This window comes from Kitasatospora sp. NPDC059599 (assembly GCF_042735125.1).
Taxonomy (GTDB): Bacteria; Actinomycetota; Actinomycetes; order Streptomycetales; family Streptomycetaceae; genus Kitasatospora.
In genome coordinates, this window is the sequence record NZ_JBHWCL010000060.1 from 1 (window position 1) to 14668 (window position 14668).

The 14668-nt window shown below is 74.1% G+C and carries 16 protein-coding genes; 8 read left to right on the plus strand and 8 right to left on the minus strand.

Features of this window, described 5'->3' with window-relative positions; all coding sequences use genetic code 11:
• Positions 1-37: 37 nt before the first annotated feature.
• The 3 genes from ACFV04_RS21515 to ACFV04_RS21525 all read right to left on the minus strand — a co-directional run bounded on the left by ACFV04_RS21515 (position 38) and on the right by ACFV04_RS21525 (position 3515).
• Positions 38-1855 (minus strand): glycosyl hydrolase family 18 protein, encoded by a 1818-nt coding sequence (locus ACFV04_RS21515; protein WP_380531200.1) that lies wholly within the window; start codon positions 1853-1855, stop codon positions 38-40.
• A gap of 291 nt (positions 1856-2146) precedes the next feature.
• Complete coding sequence (locus ACFV04_RS21520) at positions 2147-2800, minus strand: FxLYD domain-containing protein (protein WP_380346866.1); 654 nt, start codon at positions 2798-2800, stop codon at positions 2147-2149.
• A gap of 154 nt (positions 2801-2954) precedes the next feature.
• Complete coding sequence (locus ACFV04_RS21525) at positions 2955-3515, minus strand: DoxX family protein (protein WP_380346864.1); 561 nt, start codon at positions 3513-3515, stop codon at positions 2955-2957.
• A gap of 258 nt (positions 3516-3773) precedes the next feature.
• Here ACFV04_RS21525 and ACFV04_RS21530 point away from each other — a divergent pair, with 258 nt between their 5' ends.
• Positions 3774-4406 carry a MarC family protein gene (locus tag ACFV04_RS21530; RefSeq protein ID WP_360249470.1) on the plus strand — a complete coding sequence of 211 codons (633 nt, stop codon included), beginning with the start codon at positions 3774-3776 and terminating at the stop codon, positions 4404-4406.
• A gap of 94 nt (positions 4407-4500) precedes the next feature.
• Here ACFV04_RS21530 and ACFV04_RS21535 read toward each other — a convergent pair whose 3' ends face one another.
• Entirely contained in the window at positions 4501-5040 is a 540-nt protein-coding gene (locus ACFV04_RS21535) for an NADPH-dependent FMN reductase (protein ID WP_380531203.1), read from the minus strand.
• Positions 5041-5152: 112 nt separating this feature from the next.
• Positions 5153-5587, minus strand: coding sequence for an Lrp/AsnC family transcriptional regulator (locus ACFV04_RS21540; protein ID WP_360249464.1), 435 nt, complete (start codon positions 5585-5587; stop codon positions 5153-5155).
• Positions 5588-5803: 216 nt separating this feature from the next.
• On the opposite strand from ACFV04_RS21540, the gene ACFV04_RS21545 reads away from it, so the two are divergent.
• The 3 genes from ACFV04_RS21545 to ACFV04_RS21555 all read left to right on the plus strand — a co-directional run bounded on the left by ACFV04_RS21545 (position 5804) and on the right by ACFV04_RS21555 (position 8637).
• Positions 5804-6634: a tryptophan 2,3-dioxygenase gene (locus ACFV04_RS21545; RefSeq protein WP_380531205.1), complete on the plus strand. Its 831-nt coding sequence runs from the start codon at positions 5804-5806 to the stop codon at positions 6632-6634.
• 26 nt (positions 6635-6660) lie between these two features.
• Entirely contained in the window at positions 6661-7887 is a 1227-nt protein-coding gene (gene kynU / locus ACFV04_RS21550) for a kynureninase (RefSeq protein ID WP_360249458.1), read from the plus strand.
• Between the two features lie 252 nt (positions 7888-8139).
• A complete protein-coding gene (locus ACFV04_RS21555) occupies positions 8140-8637 on the plus strand; it encodes a F0F1 ATP synthase subunit B (RefSeq protein WP_380531207.1) in 498 nt (165 codons plus the stop codon).
• On the opposite strand, the gene ACFV04_RS21560 is transcribed toward ACFV04_RS21555, so the two are convergent.
• Positions 8634-9623, minus strand: a complete 990-nt coding sequence (locus ACFV04_RS21560) for a hypothetical protein (RefSeq protein ID WP_380531210.1) — start codon at positions 9621-9623, stop codon at positions 8634-8636. The two genes, ACFV04_RS21555 and ACFV04_RS21560, sit on opposite strands and share 4 nt — an antisense overlap.
• Positions 9624-9699: 76 nt before the next feature.
• Here ACFV04_RS21560 and ACFV04_RS21565 point away from each other — a divergent pair, with 76 nt between their 5' ends.
• From ACFV04_RS21565 to ACFV04_RS21580, 4 genes are all read left to right on the plus strand, one after another.
• Entirely contained in the window at positions 9700-10335 is a 636-nt protein-coding gene (locus ACFV04_RS21565) for a TetR family transcriptional regulator (protein ID WP_360249450.1), read from the plus strand.
• A gap of 417 nt (positions 10336-10752) precedes the next feature.
• Positions 10753-11460, plus strand: coding sequence for a 4'-phosphopantetheinyl transferase family protein (locus ACFV04_RS21570; protein WP_380531213.1), 708 nt, complete (start codon positions 10753-10755; stop codon positions 11458-11460).
• A gap of 120 nt (positions 11461-11580) precedes the next feature.
• Entirely contained in the window at positions 11581-12063 is a 483-nt protein-coding gene (locus ACFV04_RS21575; RefSeq protein WP_380531216.1) for a DUF2269 family protein, read from the plus strand.
• A gap of 95 nt (positions 12064-12158) precedes the next feature.
• Positions 12159-13049 carry a helix-turn-helix domain-containing protein gene (locus tag ACFV04_RS21580; protein ID WP_380531219.1) on the plus strand — a complete coding sequence of 297 codons (891 nt, stop codon included), beginning with the start codon at positions 12159-12161 and terminating at the stop codon, positions 13047-13049.
• On the opposite strand, the gene ACFV04_RS21585 is transcribed toward ACFV04_RS21580, so the two are convergent.
• Both ACFV04_RS21585 and ACFV04_RS21590 read right to left on the minus strand, forming a co-directional pair.
• Positions 13040-13471 carry a hypothetical protein gene (locus ACFV04_RS21585; RefSeq protein WP_380346846.1) on the minus strand — a complete coding sequence of 144 codons (432 nt, stop codon included), beginning with the start codon at positions 13469-13471 and terminating at the stop codon, positions 13040-13042. The genes ACFV04_RS21580 and ACFV04_RS21585 overlap by 10 nt on opposite strands.
• Positions 13472-13610: 139 nt before the next feature.
• On the minus strand, positions 13611-14603 hold the full coding sequence (locus ACFV04_RS21590) for an Lrp/AsnC family transcriptional regulator (protein ID WP_380531222.1): 993 nt from the start codon (positions 14601-14603) through the stop codon (positions 13611-13613).
• Positions 14604-14668 lie beyond the last annotated feature (65 nt).

A 14668-nucleotide genomic window follows, 5' to 3' on the forward strand; every position in this document is an offset into this window, starting at 1 on the left:
GGCCCGTCGGGCCCCGGTCATCCGGTGGTGCGGGTCGTCAGCAGGGACCGTTGTCGGTCCAGACGCCCCACTGGCCGCTCAGGCTCGGGTCGTCGCCCTTGGTCCACCACTTGTTGGTGTAGTAGTGGCCCTTCCAGGAGACCTTGGTGCCGCCGGCCGCGTAGGTGGTGTTCGCGTCCCAGCTCGGGGCGGCCGAGCAGGTGGCCGGCGTGGTCGGGGTGCCGGTCGGGGTGCCCGTGGGGGTGCCGGTCGGGGTGCCCGTCGGCGTCCCGGTGGGAGTGCCCGTCGGCGTCTGGGTCGGGGTGGGGGTGCCGGTCGGCGGGGCCGGGCAGCCGGCGGCGGAACCGTTGGTGGCGGTCACCATCTTGTCGAACAGGGCGGTCTTGGTGCCCAGGTCGTACATCGAGAAGGCGAAGGAGCCGCCGAGCCCGTTGCAGTGCGCGTAGTCGAGCTTGGCCTGGATCGACCTGGCGTCCTCACCGCTCCAGAAGGTGTTGCCGTCGTAGAAGTACGTGGCCTTGGCGTCGTCGTCCCAGAAGGTCTTGGACGGGTTGTCGACGAAGCCCGCGAGCTCCTTGTACATCTGGATGCCGGGGACGTTGCCGGACATCGCCGCACCGGCCGCCGGGGCGGCGGCGGGCTGGAAGAGGCCGTTCCTGCCGTTGTTCTGGACGCCGGTCCAGCCGCGGTAGTAGAACGGCACACCCATGTTGATCTTGTTGGCCGGGAAGCCGCCCGGGATGCCGTACTGCGCGTCGCCGGCCGTCCACGCCTTGATGGCGTTGTCGATCGAGTACTTGCCGTTGCCCGGCTTGGCCGGGGTCGACGGGTCGTTCGGGCCGGAGTACAGCGGCGCCTGGTGGTTGGTCGGCCCCTGCGGGTCCCAACCGCCGTGCATGTCGTAGGTCATGACGTCGAGGAAGGTCAGGTACTGACCGATCTTGTCGGTCTCGACGTTCATGATCTTGTCCTGGCCCGCGCCGACCGCCGCCGACAGGGCGTAGGTCTTGCCGTCGGCCTTGCCCTGCGCGTCCAGCTGGGTGCGGAACTCCTTCAGCAGCGCCGTGAAGTTCTGCTTGTCGGCCGGGCTGGAGAGGTTGCCGGCGTGGCCGCCGCCGCCCGGGTACTCCCAGTCGATGTCGACGCCGTCGAAGACCCCGGCCGCCGAGCCCGGGCCGCCGTAGCCGGCGTCGCTCGGGAGGTTGCCCTTGATGAACATGTCGAGGCAGGACGACACCAGGTGCTTGCGCGAGGCGTCCGTGGCGGCGGCCGCCGAGAAGTACTTGGAGTAGGTCCAACCGCCCAGCGAGATCAGGACCTTGAGGTTCGGGTTCTTCGCCTTCAGCTTCTTCAGCTGGTTGAAGTTGCCCGCGATCGGCTGGTTCCAGACGTCGCCGACGCCGTCGACCGAGATGTCCGCGCCGAAGCTCTTCTGGTAGTCGGCGAAGGCGTCGCCCGCACCGTCACCCGCGTTGGGGTTGTTGTCGTTGGTGTCGGCGGCCTTGGTGGCCTCGAAACACCCGAGGTCGCTCGGGTGGATGTTGGCGAAGTCGTAGATCAGGTAGTCCAGCTTCCCGGCCGCGCCGGTGTCCTGGATCGTCTTGGGGTAGTACCCGTTCGCGTAGATCGACCACTGGTCGAAGTACGCGACCTTGATGCCGCCGCTGGTGGCGGGCGCGCCGGTGCTGTTGGTGGTCGCGGCGTTGGCCGCGGCGCCGCCGGACAGCGCGAGGCCCGCGCCGAGCAGCAGGGAGGCGGTGGTGCCGGCCGCGACGGCGGCCAGGCTCTTCGGACGGCGTCGGCGGCCGCCCTGCGGAGCCGGGGCCCCGGCCCTTTCGATGCGTGAGCGCAGCATGGGTGCGTGACTCCTGGTTGTGGGGGGGTTCCCGCCGGACCCGGGGGCGCGCGTCCGGGGTGGGGCCGGACGACCGGGACATGACAGGAAAGGGTGGGGAATCGAGCGGTTCAGGCCATGACGGACACCGGGATGCGCCGAACCGGCGCCGACGGCACGAGGCCGTCGACGCCGGTTCAGGGGCTCCCTGCACCTGGGCAATAAAAATGGACTAGACCAACTCGCCCGTCAAGGGGTCCCGTTGGGCCTTGAGACCCGCTTAAGGTTCCACCCCCGCACCGAGCTGCGCCGTCAGTACCGGATCGCGTTGGCGACCTCGGCCTTGACCGTGCCGGAGAGCTCCCGGTTGCTGCGCGCGGCGGCCTGCACGCTCTGTCCCGCCGCCAGGTCCGGGACGGTCACCGCCGTGGCGTCGACCACCTTGCCGGACTCGTCGGTGAAGTTCACCTGGATCACGTACCGGTAGGTCTGCTGGCCGTGGTTGGTGACGGTCAGCTGCACCTGCTCCTTGTTGTCGGTGCCGGTGGTCACCGCGCCGACGGTCACGTCGCCCTTGGCGTCCAGTCCGCCCTTGATCCCCGCGACGGCCGAGGACGCCGACGACACCGCCTCCGAGGCCCGTGCCTCCGCCGAGGCCAGTGCCGAACCCGCGCCGCCGGCCACCGAGGCCAGCGCCGAACCCGCCCCACCGGCCGCCGAGGCCAGCGCCGAGGCGGCGGAGGCAGCCGCGCTCGCGCCCTTCGCCACCGCGGACGCCGCCTGGGAGGCCACGCTGCTCGCGCTCTGGCCGGAGGAGCAGCCCGCCAGCGCACCGATCCCGACCAGCGCCGCGGTCAACACCCCGGCCACCGCGTGGCGTCGGCGGCGCAGCGGTGACGCGTCCAGGTCCTGCGCGGTGACTCTCGGACCGGGGGGAGTCCCCCGGGTGAGCGGCTGGCGGTCCATGCGGTCCCTCGTTTCCGGTCGGCCGGTTCCGGTCGGCGCCGGGCTGTCCGGCACGCCTCCCGCCCACCCTCCGAGGGCCCGGGGACAGCCGCCAGCAGGGCTGCTGCCTCCGGGTGACCGCGTCCGCCCGACCGCTCCCCGCGCCCGGACCGGGTCAGGACAGCCCGGAACCCTCCTGCTCGTCCGCCTCCACGGCGGCCCGCTCCTCGCGCAGCCGCACCACGTGCCGGCGCCGCGCGACCACCGCGTACGCCCCGGCCGCGCTCGCCACGAAGGACAGCGCACCGATCCAGGAGCGGTCGAAGGCGTGGCCGGTCAGGTGGTCCATCGAGTACCGTCCGGCACCGGCCAGACCGATCGCCAGGCCGGTGGCCCCGAGGAAGGCCGGGTACTCGTAGCCGCCGCCCATCGCGAAGAAGCCGGCCGGGGCGTGCACCGCCACGGCCGTCGCCATCGTCCCGGCCACCACCGCGCCGGCCGCCGGCGTGGCCAGCCCCACCACCAGCAGCGCGCCGCCGCCCGCCTCGCCGAGGCCGGCCGCCATCGCGCTCTCCCGGGCCGGGTGGAAGCCCATGTGGTCCATGGCCTGGGTGGTGCCCTCCAGGCCGCCGCCACCGAACCAGCCGAACAGCTTCTGGGTGCCGTGCGCGATCAGCACCCCGCCGACCGCGCTGCGCAGGGCCAGCAGGCCCAGGTCCTTACGGTTCAGGCACATGTCGCTTCCTCGTTTCCGCGGCGGAGCGGTCCCTGCCGTTGGTCGTGCCGGTGGGGCCGCCCGGGTGGCAGTCCTGCCTCCATAGCAACCGAGACCGTCCACGCGTTCGAGTCCGGTGCCGCCATCCGGGCGAATTCACCGTCGACCGGGAATGAAACGCCGATGGAAGCGGAGGCCCGGACCGGGGAGGCCCACGCCACTCCCGACCGCGGGGCGTGGCGGCCCGGCCGCCCGGGGCGCCGCGGTCATGCTGGGCGCATGTTCGTCTTCAACCTGAGCAGCGCGTTCATCACCTTCTTCGCCGTGGTCGGACCGCCGAAGACCCTGCTGTCCTTCGCCCGGCTGGCCACCACCCGCAGCACCCGGGACCTGCGGCGGCTGGCGGCGTGGAGCACGGTCATCTCGGCGGTGATCGGCCTGGTGCTCGGGTTCACGGCGGACGAGGTCAGCACCCTCTTCCACATCAGCGACCAGTCGCTGCAGCTCGCGGGCGGGCTGATCTTCTTCGTCTACGCCGTCGCGCTGGTCTTCGGCGTCCACCTCGGCGGCGACAGCGAGCGCGACGACCACCTGTCGAACCCGCTGGTGGACGGCATCCGAGAGCTGCTGCTGCCGTACATCGCCAGCCCGCTCGCGGTGACCGCGGTCCTGGTCGCCTCCCTCAACCAGGACAACTGGGCCTGGAAGTCCGCGGTCGCCGGGGCGTACGTGGCCGTCACGGTGATCAACTACCTCTGCGTGGCCCTGCTGGCGCCGCTGCTGCAGCGCTCCCACCGGACCTCCCTGGAGGTGCTGTCCCGGCTGCTCGGGCTGCTGCTGGCGGCGGTCGGCGTGGAACTGTTCCTGGAGGGCCTGTCCGGGCTCGGGGTGCACCTGCCCGAGGCGCACTGAGCCCGGCCCCGCCACCGGACGCGTCGAGGCCGGACCGCGCCCGAACCGCGTCAGGCCCGCGCCAGGCCCGCGTCAGGCCCGCGTCAGGCCCGCGTCAGGCCCGCGTCAGCGTCGCCAGTACCTCGGCGATCCGCCGGCGCACCAGCGGATCAGCGACCAGCCCGTCCGGGCCGACCGCCCCGCGCTCCAGCGGGATCCGGACGCAGGCCTCGTCCACCACGGCCGCGCCGGTGTAGCCGAGGACGGTGCGCAGGGTGGCCTCGGCGCCCCCGCCGCGGCCCGGCCCGGCGGCGTTGATCCAGGCGGTGGGCTTGTCCGAGACCTCCACCCCGCCGACCGTCCAGTCCAGCAGGTTCTTGAACGAGCCCGGCAGCGTCCCGGCGTACTCGGGCGTGCAGACCAGCAGCGCGTCGGCCGCCCCGATCGCCGCCCGCAGCGCGGCCACCGGCTCCGGCAGCGGGTCGGTGTCGTGGTCCGGGTTGAAGTGCGGGAGGCCGGCCAGCCCGGTGTAGTACGTGCTCCGCAGGCCCGGGGTGGCGGCGGCCACCGCGGCGGCGGTGCGCAGCACGGTCTCGTTGGTGGAGCCGGCCCGCAGGCTCCCCGGCAGCAGCAGGATGTGGCGCTCGTTCGACATGCGCCGGAACCTACTCCTTGACGTCCGCGTCAAGGCCAGCGGCCGGCGGCCGGGGTCGTCGCCGGCGCCGAGACCTGCGTGCCCGGTCAGCGTGCCCGGTCAGTGTGCCCGGTCAGCGCGGCGCCAGCGGCCGCCACGGCACCGGGCTGGAGAGGATCATCGAGCTGGACGGCTGGCCGTAGGCGCCGAGCCGATCGCACAGCGCCTCGAACTCGGCCATCGTCGGTACCGCGACCAGCAGCACGCAGCAGGCCCCGCCGGTGACCCGGTGCAGCTGCAGCACCTCCGGCCAGGTCGCCACGTCGGGGTCGCGGAGCAGGCAGCGCGGGCCGTAGCACTGGATCTGCACCAGCGCCGTGATCGGCAGTCCGGCCCGGGTCGGGTCCACGTGCGCGTGGTAGCCGCTGATGACGCCCTCGGCCTCCAGCCGGCGGACCCGTTCGGCGACCGCGGGTGCGGACAGGCTCACCCGGCGGGAGAGTTCGTTGTACGAGAGCCGGGCGTCGGCCTGCAGCTCGGCCAGCAGGCGGCGGTCGACGGCGTCCATGGCGGCTCCCCGGGTGGTCGGGATCAAGTGATTTTCATTCGTAAAGCGAATGGGCCGAACGCCTCGCGATCGACAGCTCCGATGGCGGTTGCGGTGTCCGTCGACCATTCAAGCGGGGGCCACCGTCGCCGCACAATGGGCACCCGGTGGAACCGGGCAGTCCGTCTGGTTCACCGGACCGGGCGAAACGGCCCGGACGGATCAGGAGGGATCGGGATGGGGCACGACACGGTGGAGACACCCAACCTGTCGTTCGGTCGGGGCGGGGCGCCGGTTCGGAGCACCCCGTACGCCCGGTACGCGCGACTGGACGAGCTGCACAGCCTGCAGCACCCGCTCGGCAAGGAGCCCGCCGAGCTGTCGTTCATCGTCACCACCCAGGTGATGGAGCTGCTCTTCGACCTGGTGCGGCACGAGTGGGACATCGCCCGGCGGGCACTGCGCGAGGACGACCTGCCCGCCGCGCTCGCCGCGCTGCGCCGGGGCACGCACGCCCAGGACGTGCTGGTGGAGTCCTGGGGCCTGCTGGCCACCATGACGCCGCAGGAGTTCAACTCCTTCCGCTCGCTGTTCGGCGAGGCCTCCGGCTTCCAGTCCGCGGCCTTCCTGCACCTGGAGTTCCTGATCGGCAACAAGAACGCCGCGCTGCTGAAGATGTACGACGGCATGCCGGGCACCCAGGACGGGCTGGTGGAGGCGCTGCGCTCCCCGAGCCTCTACGACGAGGCGTTGGCGCTGCTGGCCAGGCGCGGCCTGGAACTGGACGCGCAGCCCTCCGAGCAGCGCTACCGCCCGTCCGAGGAGGTCGCCTCCGCCTGGCGCCGGGTGTACTCCGAGCCGGAGTTCGCCGCGCTGCAGCCGCTCGGCGAGGCCCTGCTGGACGTCGCCGAGCGGGTCACCCGCTGGCGCCAGCGGCACCTCTCGGCGGTCAAGCGGACCATGGGCGGCAAGCCCGGCTCGGGCGGCTCCAGCGGGCTGACCTGGCTGCGCAAGTCGGCCGAGCAGGACGTGTTCCCCGAGCTGTGGACGATCCGGGACGAGCTGTGAGCAGAGGCGACGAAGGAGAGATGGGCATGACCACGCGCGAGGAGTGCGCGGCGCTGGACGCCGTCGACCCGCTGGCGGCGTTCCGCAAGGAGTTCGCCCTGCCGGACGGGGTGATCTACCTGGACGGCAACTCGCTGGGCGCGCTGCCGGTGCGCACGCCCGAGCGGGTGCGCCGGGTGGTCGAGGAGGAGTGGGGCCGGGAGCTGATCCGCAGCTGGAACGACGCCGGCTGGTTCGAGCAGCCGTACCGGCTGGGGCGGCGGATCGCGCCGCTGATCGGGGCCGATCCGGCGGAGGTGGTCGTCTGCGACACCACCTCGGTGAACCTGTTCAAGGTGCTCTCGGCCGCGCTGCGGCTGCGCCCGGGGCGGCGCACGGTGCTCGGCGACGCCGAGGCCTTCCCGACCGACCTGTACATCGCCGAGGGCGTGACCGGCCTGGTCGAGGGCGCCCGCAGCGCGCTGGTCCGGCCCGAGGAGCTGGACCTGCACCTGGACGGCGACGTCGCCGCGGTCGTCCTCTCGCACGTGGACTACCGCACCGGCGAGCTGCTGGACATGCCCGGGATCACCGCCCGGGTGCAGGCCGCGGGCGCGCTGATGATCTGGGACGTGTGCCACGCGGTGGGCGCACTGCCGGTCGAACTCGGCGCCGCCGGCGCTGACTTCGCGGTCGGCTGCACCTACAAGTACCTGAACGGCGGCCCCGGTTCACCGGCCTTCCTGTACGTGGCCGAGCGCCACCTGGCGGCCGGTCCGCTGCAGCCGCTGAGCGGCTGGTTCGGGCACGCCCGCCCGTTCGCCTTCGAGCCCGGGTACGACCCCAAGCAGGGCATCGGCCGCTTCCTGACCAGTTCCCCCTCACTGCTCGGCCAGGCCGCCCTCGAAGCCTCGCTGGACGTCTGGGAGCGGGCCGACCTCGCCGCGGTGCGGGCGAAGAGCCTGGCGCTGACCGATCTGTTCATCTCGCTGACCGAGGGCCTGGACGGGATCGAGGTGGTGACCCCGCGCGAGCACGCCCGGCGCGGCAGCCAGGTCGCCCTGCGGCACGCGGACGGCTACCCGGTGGTGCAGGCGCTGATCGAGCGCGGGGTGATCGGCGACTTCCGCGCGCCGGACCTGATGCGCTTCGGCTTCACCCCGCTGTACCTGTCGTACACCGAGGTCTGGGACGCCGCCCGGCAGCTGGCCGAGGTGCTGGAGAGCGGCGAGTGGCGGGCGGAGCGCTTCTCCCGCCGGGGCGAGGTGACCTGAGCCCGGAGGCGGTCCTGACGGTGAGGCGGGACGGGTGGGCGGCCCGCTCCGACGACGCCTCCTGCGTCACGGGCGCCGAGCCGGCGGTGGACGGCGGCCGGACCACCGGCCCGACCGTCACGTCCGTGCCGAGCCGGTGAGGTCCGGGGCCGGCCGGGCGCCGTGACGCAGGTCATGCCCACACCGAGTTCGATCACCGTCGACCCAGGGAAAACCGACGATTGACGGATCGTCAGACCACTGGGAGGTCGCGTGAACCTCGAACTCGGCCCGCTCGAGCCGGAACCGGTCCCCCTGCTCCTCGGCCTGGCGCTGTTCTTCCTGGTCCTCCGGATACTCGGCCGACACCTGCTCCCCCGCGCCGAACGGGTGCAGGCCGAGCGCTGGGAGGCCACCGAGGGCCGGATGGAACGCGCGGAGGCCCTGTACGCCGAGGCCGACGCCGTCCGGGACGCCCACGTGCGGGAACTGGCGGAGGCCCGGCACGAGGCCGCCCGGATCCGGGCGGACTACGCCGAACGCGGCGCGGCGGCGATCGCCGCGGCCCGCGCGGAGGGCCTGCGCACCAGGGACGCGCTGCTCGTCGCCGGCCGGGCACGGATCGCCGCCGACCGGGCCGCGGCGGCCGACGTGCTCCGCCGGGACGTCGGCGAGCTGGCCGTCACCCTGGCCGGGCGGGTGATCGGCGAGCCGGTACACGCCGTCGCCGCCCGGCGCCGCACGGTGGAGCGCTTCTTCGAGGCGGACTAGCCCACGCAGTCCGCCGGTTCCGCACGGTCGGCCGGGTCGGCACGGTCGGTCAGCTCGGCCACCAGGTCCCGGTAGGTGCGGAACGCCGGCTTGCGCGAGTAGTCGTCGCGCACCAGGCCGAAGTGGTGGAACAGCCCCGCGCCCGCACTGTCGGCGTCCCGCAGGGCGAAGAACGTGTAGCCGGTGACGTTCAGTTCGGCCGCCAGCCCGGCGACCGCCCGGACCACCTCGTCGACCACCTCGGCCTGCCGCGCCTCGCTGCGCCCGGGGCCGGTGGGCCACCCGTTCTCGCAGATCCGGACCGGGACGGCGGGCCCGATGCCGGCCCGGGGCAGCGAGCCCTGCCGGAATCCGGCGACCACCGCCCGGACCGCGTCGGTGAGTCCGCCGGGCGGGACGGGGCGGAAGACGTCCGGGAAGAAGTCCAGGCCGACGTAGTCCAGGGCGCGGTGGAAGCGCTCGTCGACGAGTTCGCCGAGCCCGGACCAGAAGGTGTCCGCGGGGTCGAAGGACGGCACCGCGTTGAAGCCGACGGCCAGCCGGTCGTGACCGCACGCCAACGCCTCCTCCTTGGCCGCGACCACGCCCTCCACCAGCGCCCGGCGGACGTTCGGGATGCTGCCGTCCACGGGCGGCAGGTCCAGGTTGGGCTCCTCGCAGATCTGGAGCAGGGCGAGGCGGTGCCCCTCGGTCCGGACCGTGCTGCGGACGAAGTCCAGCCAGCCCGCCGTCTCCCCGCTGCGGTCGCGGTACTGCAGCACCAGGTCGAGCTTGCGGCCTTCGACCGCGTACCGCTCGGGCCGCTCGGGGGCGTGCGCCGAGTCCCCGTACGACCGGTAGGCGCGGACCAGGAACTCGCCCGCCCCGCCCTGGAGTTCGCGCAGGGCCTCGGTGATCGACGCTGGGTCGTCGGGGCTGACGGGAGCGAGCACACCGGTGTCGTCGCCGAGCAGTCCGCCGGGGTAGATGCCGAAGGTGAAGGTCATGCCACCACCGTAGCGGATATTTTTGGTGTCACTTCAAATTTGATGCGACTCCATGGTTCCGGCGTAGGATTCCGCCATGGGACTTCGCGAACTCAAGAAGCAGCAGACCCGGGAACTCCTGGCCGACACCGCCATGGGTCTGTTCGCCGAGCGCGGGTTCGACCGGGTCACGGTCGTCGAGGTGGCCCGGGCCGCCGGGGTCTCGCCGAACACCGTCTTCAACTACTTCCCGACCAAGGAGGACCTGTTCTTCGACCGGCAGGACGCGGTGGTCGCCCACCTGGCCGACGTGGTCCGCCGCCGCCCGGCCGGCAGCTCCGCCGCGGCAGCCGTCCGGGCCGACCTGCTGGCCGCCGTCGCCGACGGGGAGCCGACCATCGGGCTGAACCCGCGGATGGCCGCGTTCTGGCGGATCGTCGCCGACAGCCCGGCACTGCGGGCCCGGCTGCTGGAACTCGGCGAGCGGGCCGAGGCCGCACTGGCGGCCGCCCTCGCCGAGGAGTCGGGGGCCGCCGAGGACGACCCGCTCCCCCACGTGGTGGCCGGGGCCATCGCCGGGGCCCACCGGGCCGTGCTCGGCGGGATCCGACGGGCCGTGGTGGCCGGCGAACCGGTCGAGGCGGTCCGGGCCAGGGTCGGGCCCGCGGTGGAACAGGCCTTCGACCTGCTGGCCGCAGGGCTCTCGGACTACCCGGCAGGGCGGCAGGCGTAGGAGCGGCACCCGGGACCGGCACAGGCCGCCCGGTCGGCTCGGCTCGGGCGGCCCGCGGCGTGGACCGGCTGCTCAGGCTCTCGGGCGTCAGGCCCTCCGCCGTTCGGGCCCGCTGCGGTCCGGCGGCCCCGTACCGGCAGCCCCGGACCGGCCGTCAGCTGTGGTGGCCGCGGCGGCCGGGCGAGGTTCCGCGCGACGTTGAGGACCTGCTTCGCGCTGGTGCCGCCGCCGGTGAGGGTCGCCTCGCCGGCGGAGTGGTCGACGGTGCCGGTCGCGGTGGCCTGGTCACACCTGGCGGACCATCGGATCGGATCCGGAGTTCCCGCGAACGGCTCGGCGACGCCCCGGTGCGCCCGGGCGCCGGCGCGGTGACGCTCCCCCCGCCGACGGCTTCCGGCGTGGAGCTAGGTTGGAGTCATGACCACCGAGGCCCAGGACCAGAGCGCCCCGCTCGTCGCCGTCGCGTCCGCCGACGCCGTGCTGCGGCACCCCGAGGCGGGCGAGCACCTGCTGACCGACCTCGAACGGGAGCGCGCCGCGCGCTTCCGGCACGAGTCCGGGCGGACCGACTTCATCGCCGGCCACCTGCTGGTCCGGCTCTGCGCCGCCCGGCTGCTCGGTGTCCCGGCGGCCGGCCTGGTGCTCGCCCAGCAGTGCCCGGACTGCGGGCTCGCCGACCACGGCAAGCCGTACCTGCCGGACCACCCCGGGGTGCACGTGAGCCTGTCGCACACCCGGGGCGTGGTCGCCGCGGGCGCCGGCCACCAGCCGGTCGGCGTGGACGTCGAACTGTCCGCCCGGGGCGGGTCGCTGCGCGCGGTCGCCCGCCGGGTGCTGGCCCCGGCCGAACTCGCCTTGGTCGAGGCGGACCCGGAACCGGACCGGGCGTTCCTGCGGCTCTGGGTGCGCAAGGAGTCGCTGATCAAGATCGGGCGGGCCACCCTGGACACCCTCGGCCGGATCGACCTCTCCGCCCTGCCGCTGGCCGTGCCGCCGGGCACCCCGCTGCGCGGCCGCCACGAGGACCTGCACCTGATCGACTGGACCGACCCGGAGCACGGCGCCGCCGTCGCGGCGGTCAGCACCGCCGCGCCGCGGATCGTGGAGCTGACGGCCGCGGGCTGAGCCCCGGAGGCACCCGCGCCCGGAGCCCCGGGGATAAGCGGTGTTAGCGTGCCTGGTCGTGGGCCCGCCGATCGCGCGCCCGCTCCCCAGCTGCCCACCGGATCCAAAGGGTGCCCCGCCATGGCCAAGTTCCTGCTGAGCCTGCACGTCCTCGTGTCGGTCCTGTTCATAGGCCCGGTCGCGGTGGCCGTCAGCATGTTCCCGCGCCGGGCGAAGGCCGCGCTGGCCGACGGACCGGACCAGGCCTCCGACGCGGGCGTGCTGCGCGTCCTGCACCGGATCACCCAGGTCTACGCGCTGCTCGGAGTGGCGGTACCGGTGCTGGGCATCGGCCTGGCCCAGGTGATGGACGTGATGGGACAGTCCTGGGTGATCGTCTCCATGGTGCTGACCGCGATCGCCGCGCTCTCGCTCCTGCTCTTCGTCCTGCCCGGCCAGCAGGCCGCCGTGGACGCGCTCGCCCTCGACCCGGCGGACGAGCAGCGCACCAAGGCCGTCAACGGCCTGCGCCTGCTGCCGATGACGGCCGGGGTGTTCAACCTGCTGTGGGCCGTGGTCGTGGTCCTCATGGTCATCCGGCCGGGTTCCAGCACCGGCGTCTGATCCCCCGCCCGCCCGGGTCCCCGGCCCCCCGCGTCCCCTTCGTCCGCGTTCGTCACCTCCCGCGGACCGGGCTCGTTCGAGTACCGTCCTGGGCCATGACGATCATGGCGGGCATGGGCAGCCCGACGGGAACCGGCGTCGGCCCGCTGCTGCGCGGCTGGCGGGAACGACGGCAGCTCAGCCAGCTCCAACTGGCCCTGCGGGCGGACTCCTCGGCCCGCCACCTCAGCTTCGTCGAGAACGGCCGCTCCCGCCCGAGCCGCGAGCTGGTGCTACGGCTGGCCGAACAGCTGGACGTCCCGGTGCGCGAGCGCAACACCCTGCTGCTCGCCGCCGGTTACGCCCCGCAGTACCCCGAGACGCCGCTGGACGACCCCACGATGGACGCGCTGCGCGGCGGCGTGGAGCGGCTGCTGGCCGCCCACGACCCGTACCCAGCGCTCGTCCTCGACGGCGGCTTCCGGGTGCTGGCGGCCAACCGCTCGCTCGGTCTGCTCCTCGACGGGGTCGCCCCGCGCCTGCTGCAGCCGCCGCTCAACGCCGTCCGGATCACCCTCCACCCGGACGGGCTGGCGCCGCGCATCGTCAACCTGCGGCAGTGGCGGCGGCACCTGCTGGAGCGGATGGAGCGCCGCATGGAGCTGGTCCCCGCCGAGCCGCTGCGGCGGCTGTACGAGGAGGTCCGCAGCTACCCCGAGCCGGCCGACGGCCCTGCGGGCGGCTCTGCGGGCGGCCCGGCGGGCAGCGCCACGGACGGTCACGCGGACGGCCCGGCGAACGGCCCCGCCGAGGACGGCTTCCCGTTCGCGCTGCCGATGCGCATCCGCCACCGGGGGCAGGTGCTCTCCTTCCTCTCGACCGTCACGACCTTCAACACGCCACTGGACGTGACCGTCTCCGAACTGGCCATGGAGACCTTCCTGCCGGCCGACGCGGAGACCGCGCGGTTCCTGCAGACCACGGTCGGGCCGGAGCCTCAGCCGTAGCGGACGTCGCGGCGCAGCGCGGTGACCTGCAGGACGGCGAACAGGCCCACCGCCGCGGCCTGCAGCGGGATCCAGGCGAACCCGGCGGTGGTCGGCTCGAACCACGCCTCGATCGCGACAAGGCTGAGCACCACCCAGGCGAGGTTGACGCCGATCACCGCCCGCACCCCCGACCGCGGCGGCTGCCGGCGGGCGCCCAGCACACCCACCGCGACCGCGTAGCAGGTGAGCAGGAGCCCGAGCTCGAACAGCGTGGCGCGGCCGATGCCGAGCAGGTCGCCGAGCGGGCCGGCGAAGGCCAGGTAGGCCAGGCCGTTGGCGCCGGTGACCAGGGCGTCCAGGGTGAGGGCGCCGCGCACCGTCCACGGCGCGAGGGCGGGGCCCGGCCGGGCGGGGGTGCGGGGGTTCGCGTGGGCGGACACGGCGGATCGCCTCCTGTCGGGGGTGGGAGCCCGGGGCCGTCGCGGCCGCACCGGGTCGACCCCACCCTGCCCGGCCCGCCGCCGGGCGTCGATTACCCCGCAGGTAACGGCCGCTCCCGTGCCCCGCGGGCAGCGGCCGCTACGGCCGCCGGGGCGGCTGCCGGAGCAGGACGCCCGCCCGCTTCACCGCGCGGGCGGTGATCGTGGTCTCGACGCGGGCGGCGCCGAGGGGGCCGAGGGTGTCGGTGAGGAAGCGGTACAGCTCGCCGTGGTCCGCGCAGAACAGCGTGGCCAGCAGGTTGGTCGGGCCGCTGGTGGCGAACACGCCGTGCACCTGCGGGTGGCGGGCCAGCGCGGTGCCGACCTCGGCGATCCGGCCGGGCGGCACGTCCAGCCAGAGGTTGGCGTCGACCGCTATGCCGAGCAGCCGCGGGTCGACGGTGGCGTGGGTGCGCAGCAGTCCGAGCCCGTCCAGCCGGTGCAGCCGGCGGCGCACGGTCGACTCGGGCGCGCCGACGGCCGCGGCCAGGACGGCGTGGGACTGCCGGGCGTCCTCGCCCAGCCGCTCCAGCAGCGCGCGGTCGAGGCCGTCCAGCGGCGGGGGCGCGGCGGGGCGCGGGACGACGGGCCGGGCGAGCGCGGCGCTCTCCTCCGCGGTCAGGTGCCCGGCCCGCCACTGCCCGGCGTCGGCGAAGGCGTGCAGCACGGCGTGGGTGGTCGTCTCGGTGACGGCGGTGGTCGCGGGCAACTGCCCGTACAGCAGCCGGTCGCGGGATCCGGCGTCGGTCAGCACGACCGCACCGACCTCGTGGCCGCCGAGCATCACGTCGACGAAGGGGACGTCGGGGCGGTCGGCCAGCGCCTGCGCGACGGCGTCCACCCGGCCGCTCAGCACCCGGATCCGCAGCAGCAGCGCACCCACGGCGGCGTCCTCGACGTCGGACAGCCGGACCACCCGCAGCACCCCGGCCTCCCGCATCCGGGCCAACCGGCGGGTGACGGTACGGGCGGAGACGCCCAGCACCTCGGCGATCCGGCCGGGCTCGGCCCGTCCGTCCACCTGGAGGGCGCAGACCAGACGGCGATCCAGGGGGTCCAGCACGGTGTCCGGATCCGCAGTGGTGATGTCCATGGTGTCCGATCTCCGCCGTATCCGGCGGCTTGAGCGTCCTGTTCGGCCGTGAACACGGTACTCCT

Coding starts and splice junctions, on each gene's coding strand:
- ACFV04_RS21575 (WP_380531216.1), top strand. CDS start 11,581: ATGGCCAAGTTCCTGCTGAGCCTGCACGTCCTCGTGTCGGTCCTGTTC.
- ACFV04_RS21520 (WP_380346866.1), bottom strand. CDS start 2,800: ATGGACCGCCAGCCGCTCACCCGGGGGACTCCCCCCGGTCCGAGAGTC.
- ACFV04_RS21565 (WP_360249450.1), top strand. CDS start 9,700: ATGGGACTTCGCGAACTCAAGAAGCAGCAGACCCGGGAACTCCTGGCC.
- ACFV04_RS21545 (WP_380531205.1), top strand. CDS start 5,804: ATGGGGCACGACACGGTGGAGACACCCAACCTGTCGTTCGGTCGGGGC.
- ACFV04_RS21535 (WP_380531203.1), bottom strand. CDS start 5,040: ATGTCGAACGAGCGCCACATCCTGCTGCTGCCGGGGAGCCTGCGGGCC.
- kynU (WP_360249458.1), top strand. CDS start 6,661: ATGACCACGCGCGAGGAGTGCGCGGCGCTGGACGCCGTCGACCCGCTG.
- ACFV04_RS21560 (WP_380531210.1), bottom strand. CDS start 9,623: ATGACCTTCACCTTCGGCATCTACCCCGGCGGACTGCTCGGCGACGAC.
- ACFV04_RS21580 (WP_380531219.1), top strand. CDS start 12,159: ATGACGATCATGGCGGGCATGGGCAGCCCGACGGGAACCGGCGTCGGC.
- ACFV04_RS21540 (WP_360249464.1), bottom strand. CDS start 5,587: ATGGACGCCGTCGACCGCCGCCTGCTGGCCGAGCTGCAGGCCGACGCC.
- ACFV04_RS21525 (WP_380346864.1), bottom strand. CDS start 3,515: ATGTGCCTGAACCGTAAGGACCTGGGCCTGCTGGCCCTGCGCAGCGCG.
- ACFV04_RS21515 (WP_380531200.1), bottom strand. CDS start 1,855: ATGCTGCGCTCACGCATCGAAAGGGCCGGGGCCCCGGCTCCGCAGGGC.
- ACFV04_RS21530 (WP_360249470.1), top strand. CDS start 3,774: ATGTTCGTCTTCAACCTGAGCAGCGCGTTCATCACCTTCTTCGCCGTG.
- ACFV04_RS21570 (WP_380531213.1), top strand. CDS start 10,753: ATGACCACCGAGGCCCAGGACCAGAGCGCCCCGCTCGTCGCCGTCGCG.
- ACFV04_RS21590 (WP_380531222.1), bottom strand. CDS start 14,603: ATGGACATCACCACTGCGGATCCGGACACCGTGCTGGACCCCCTGGAT.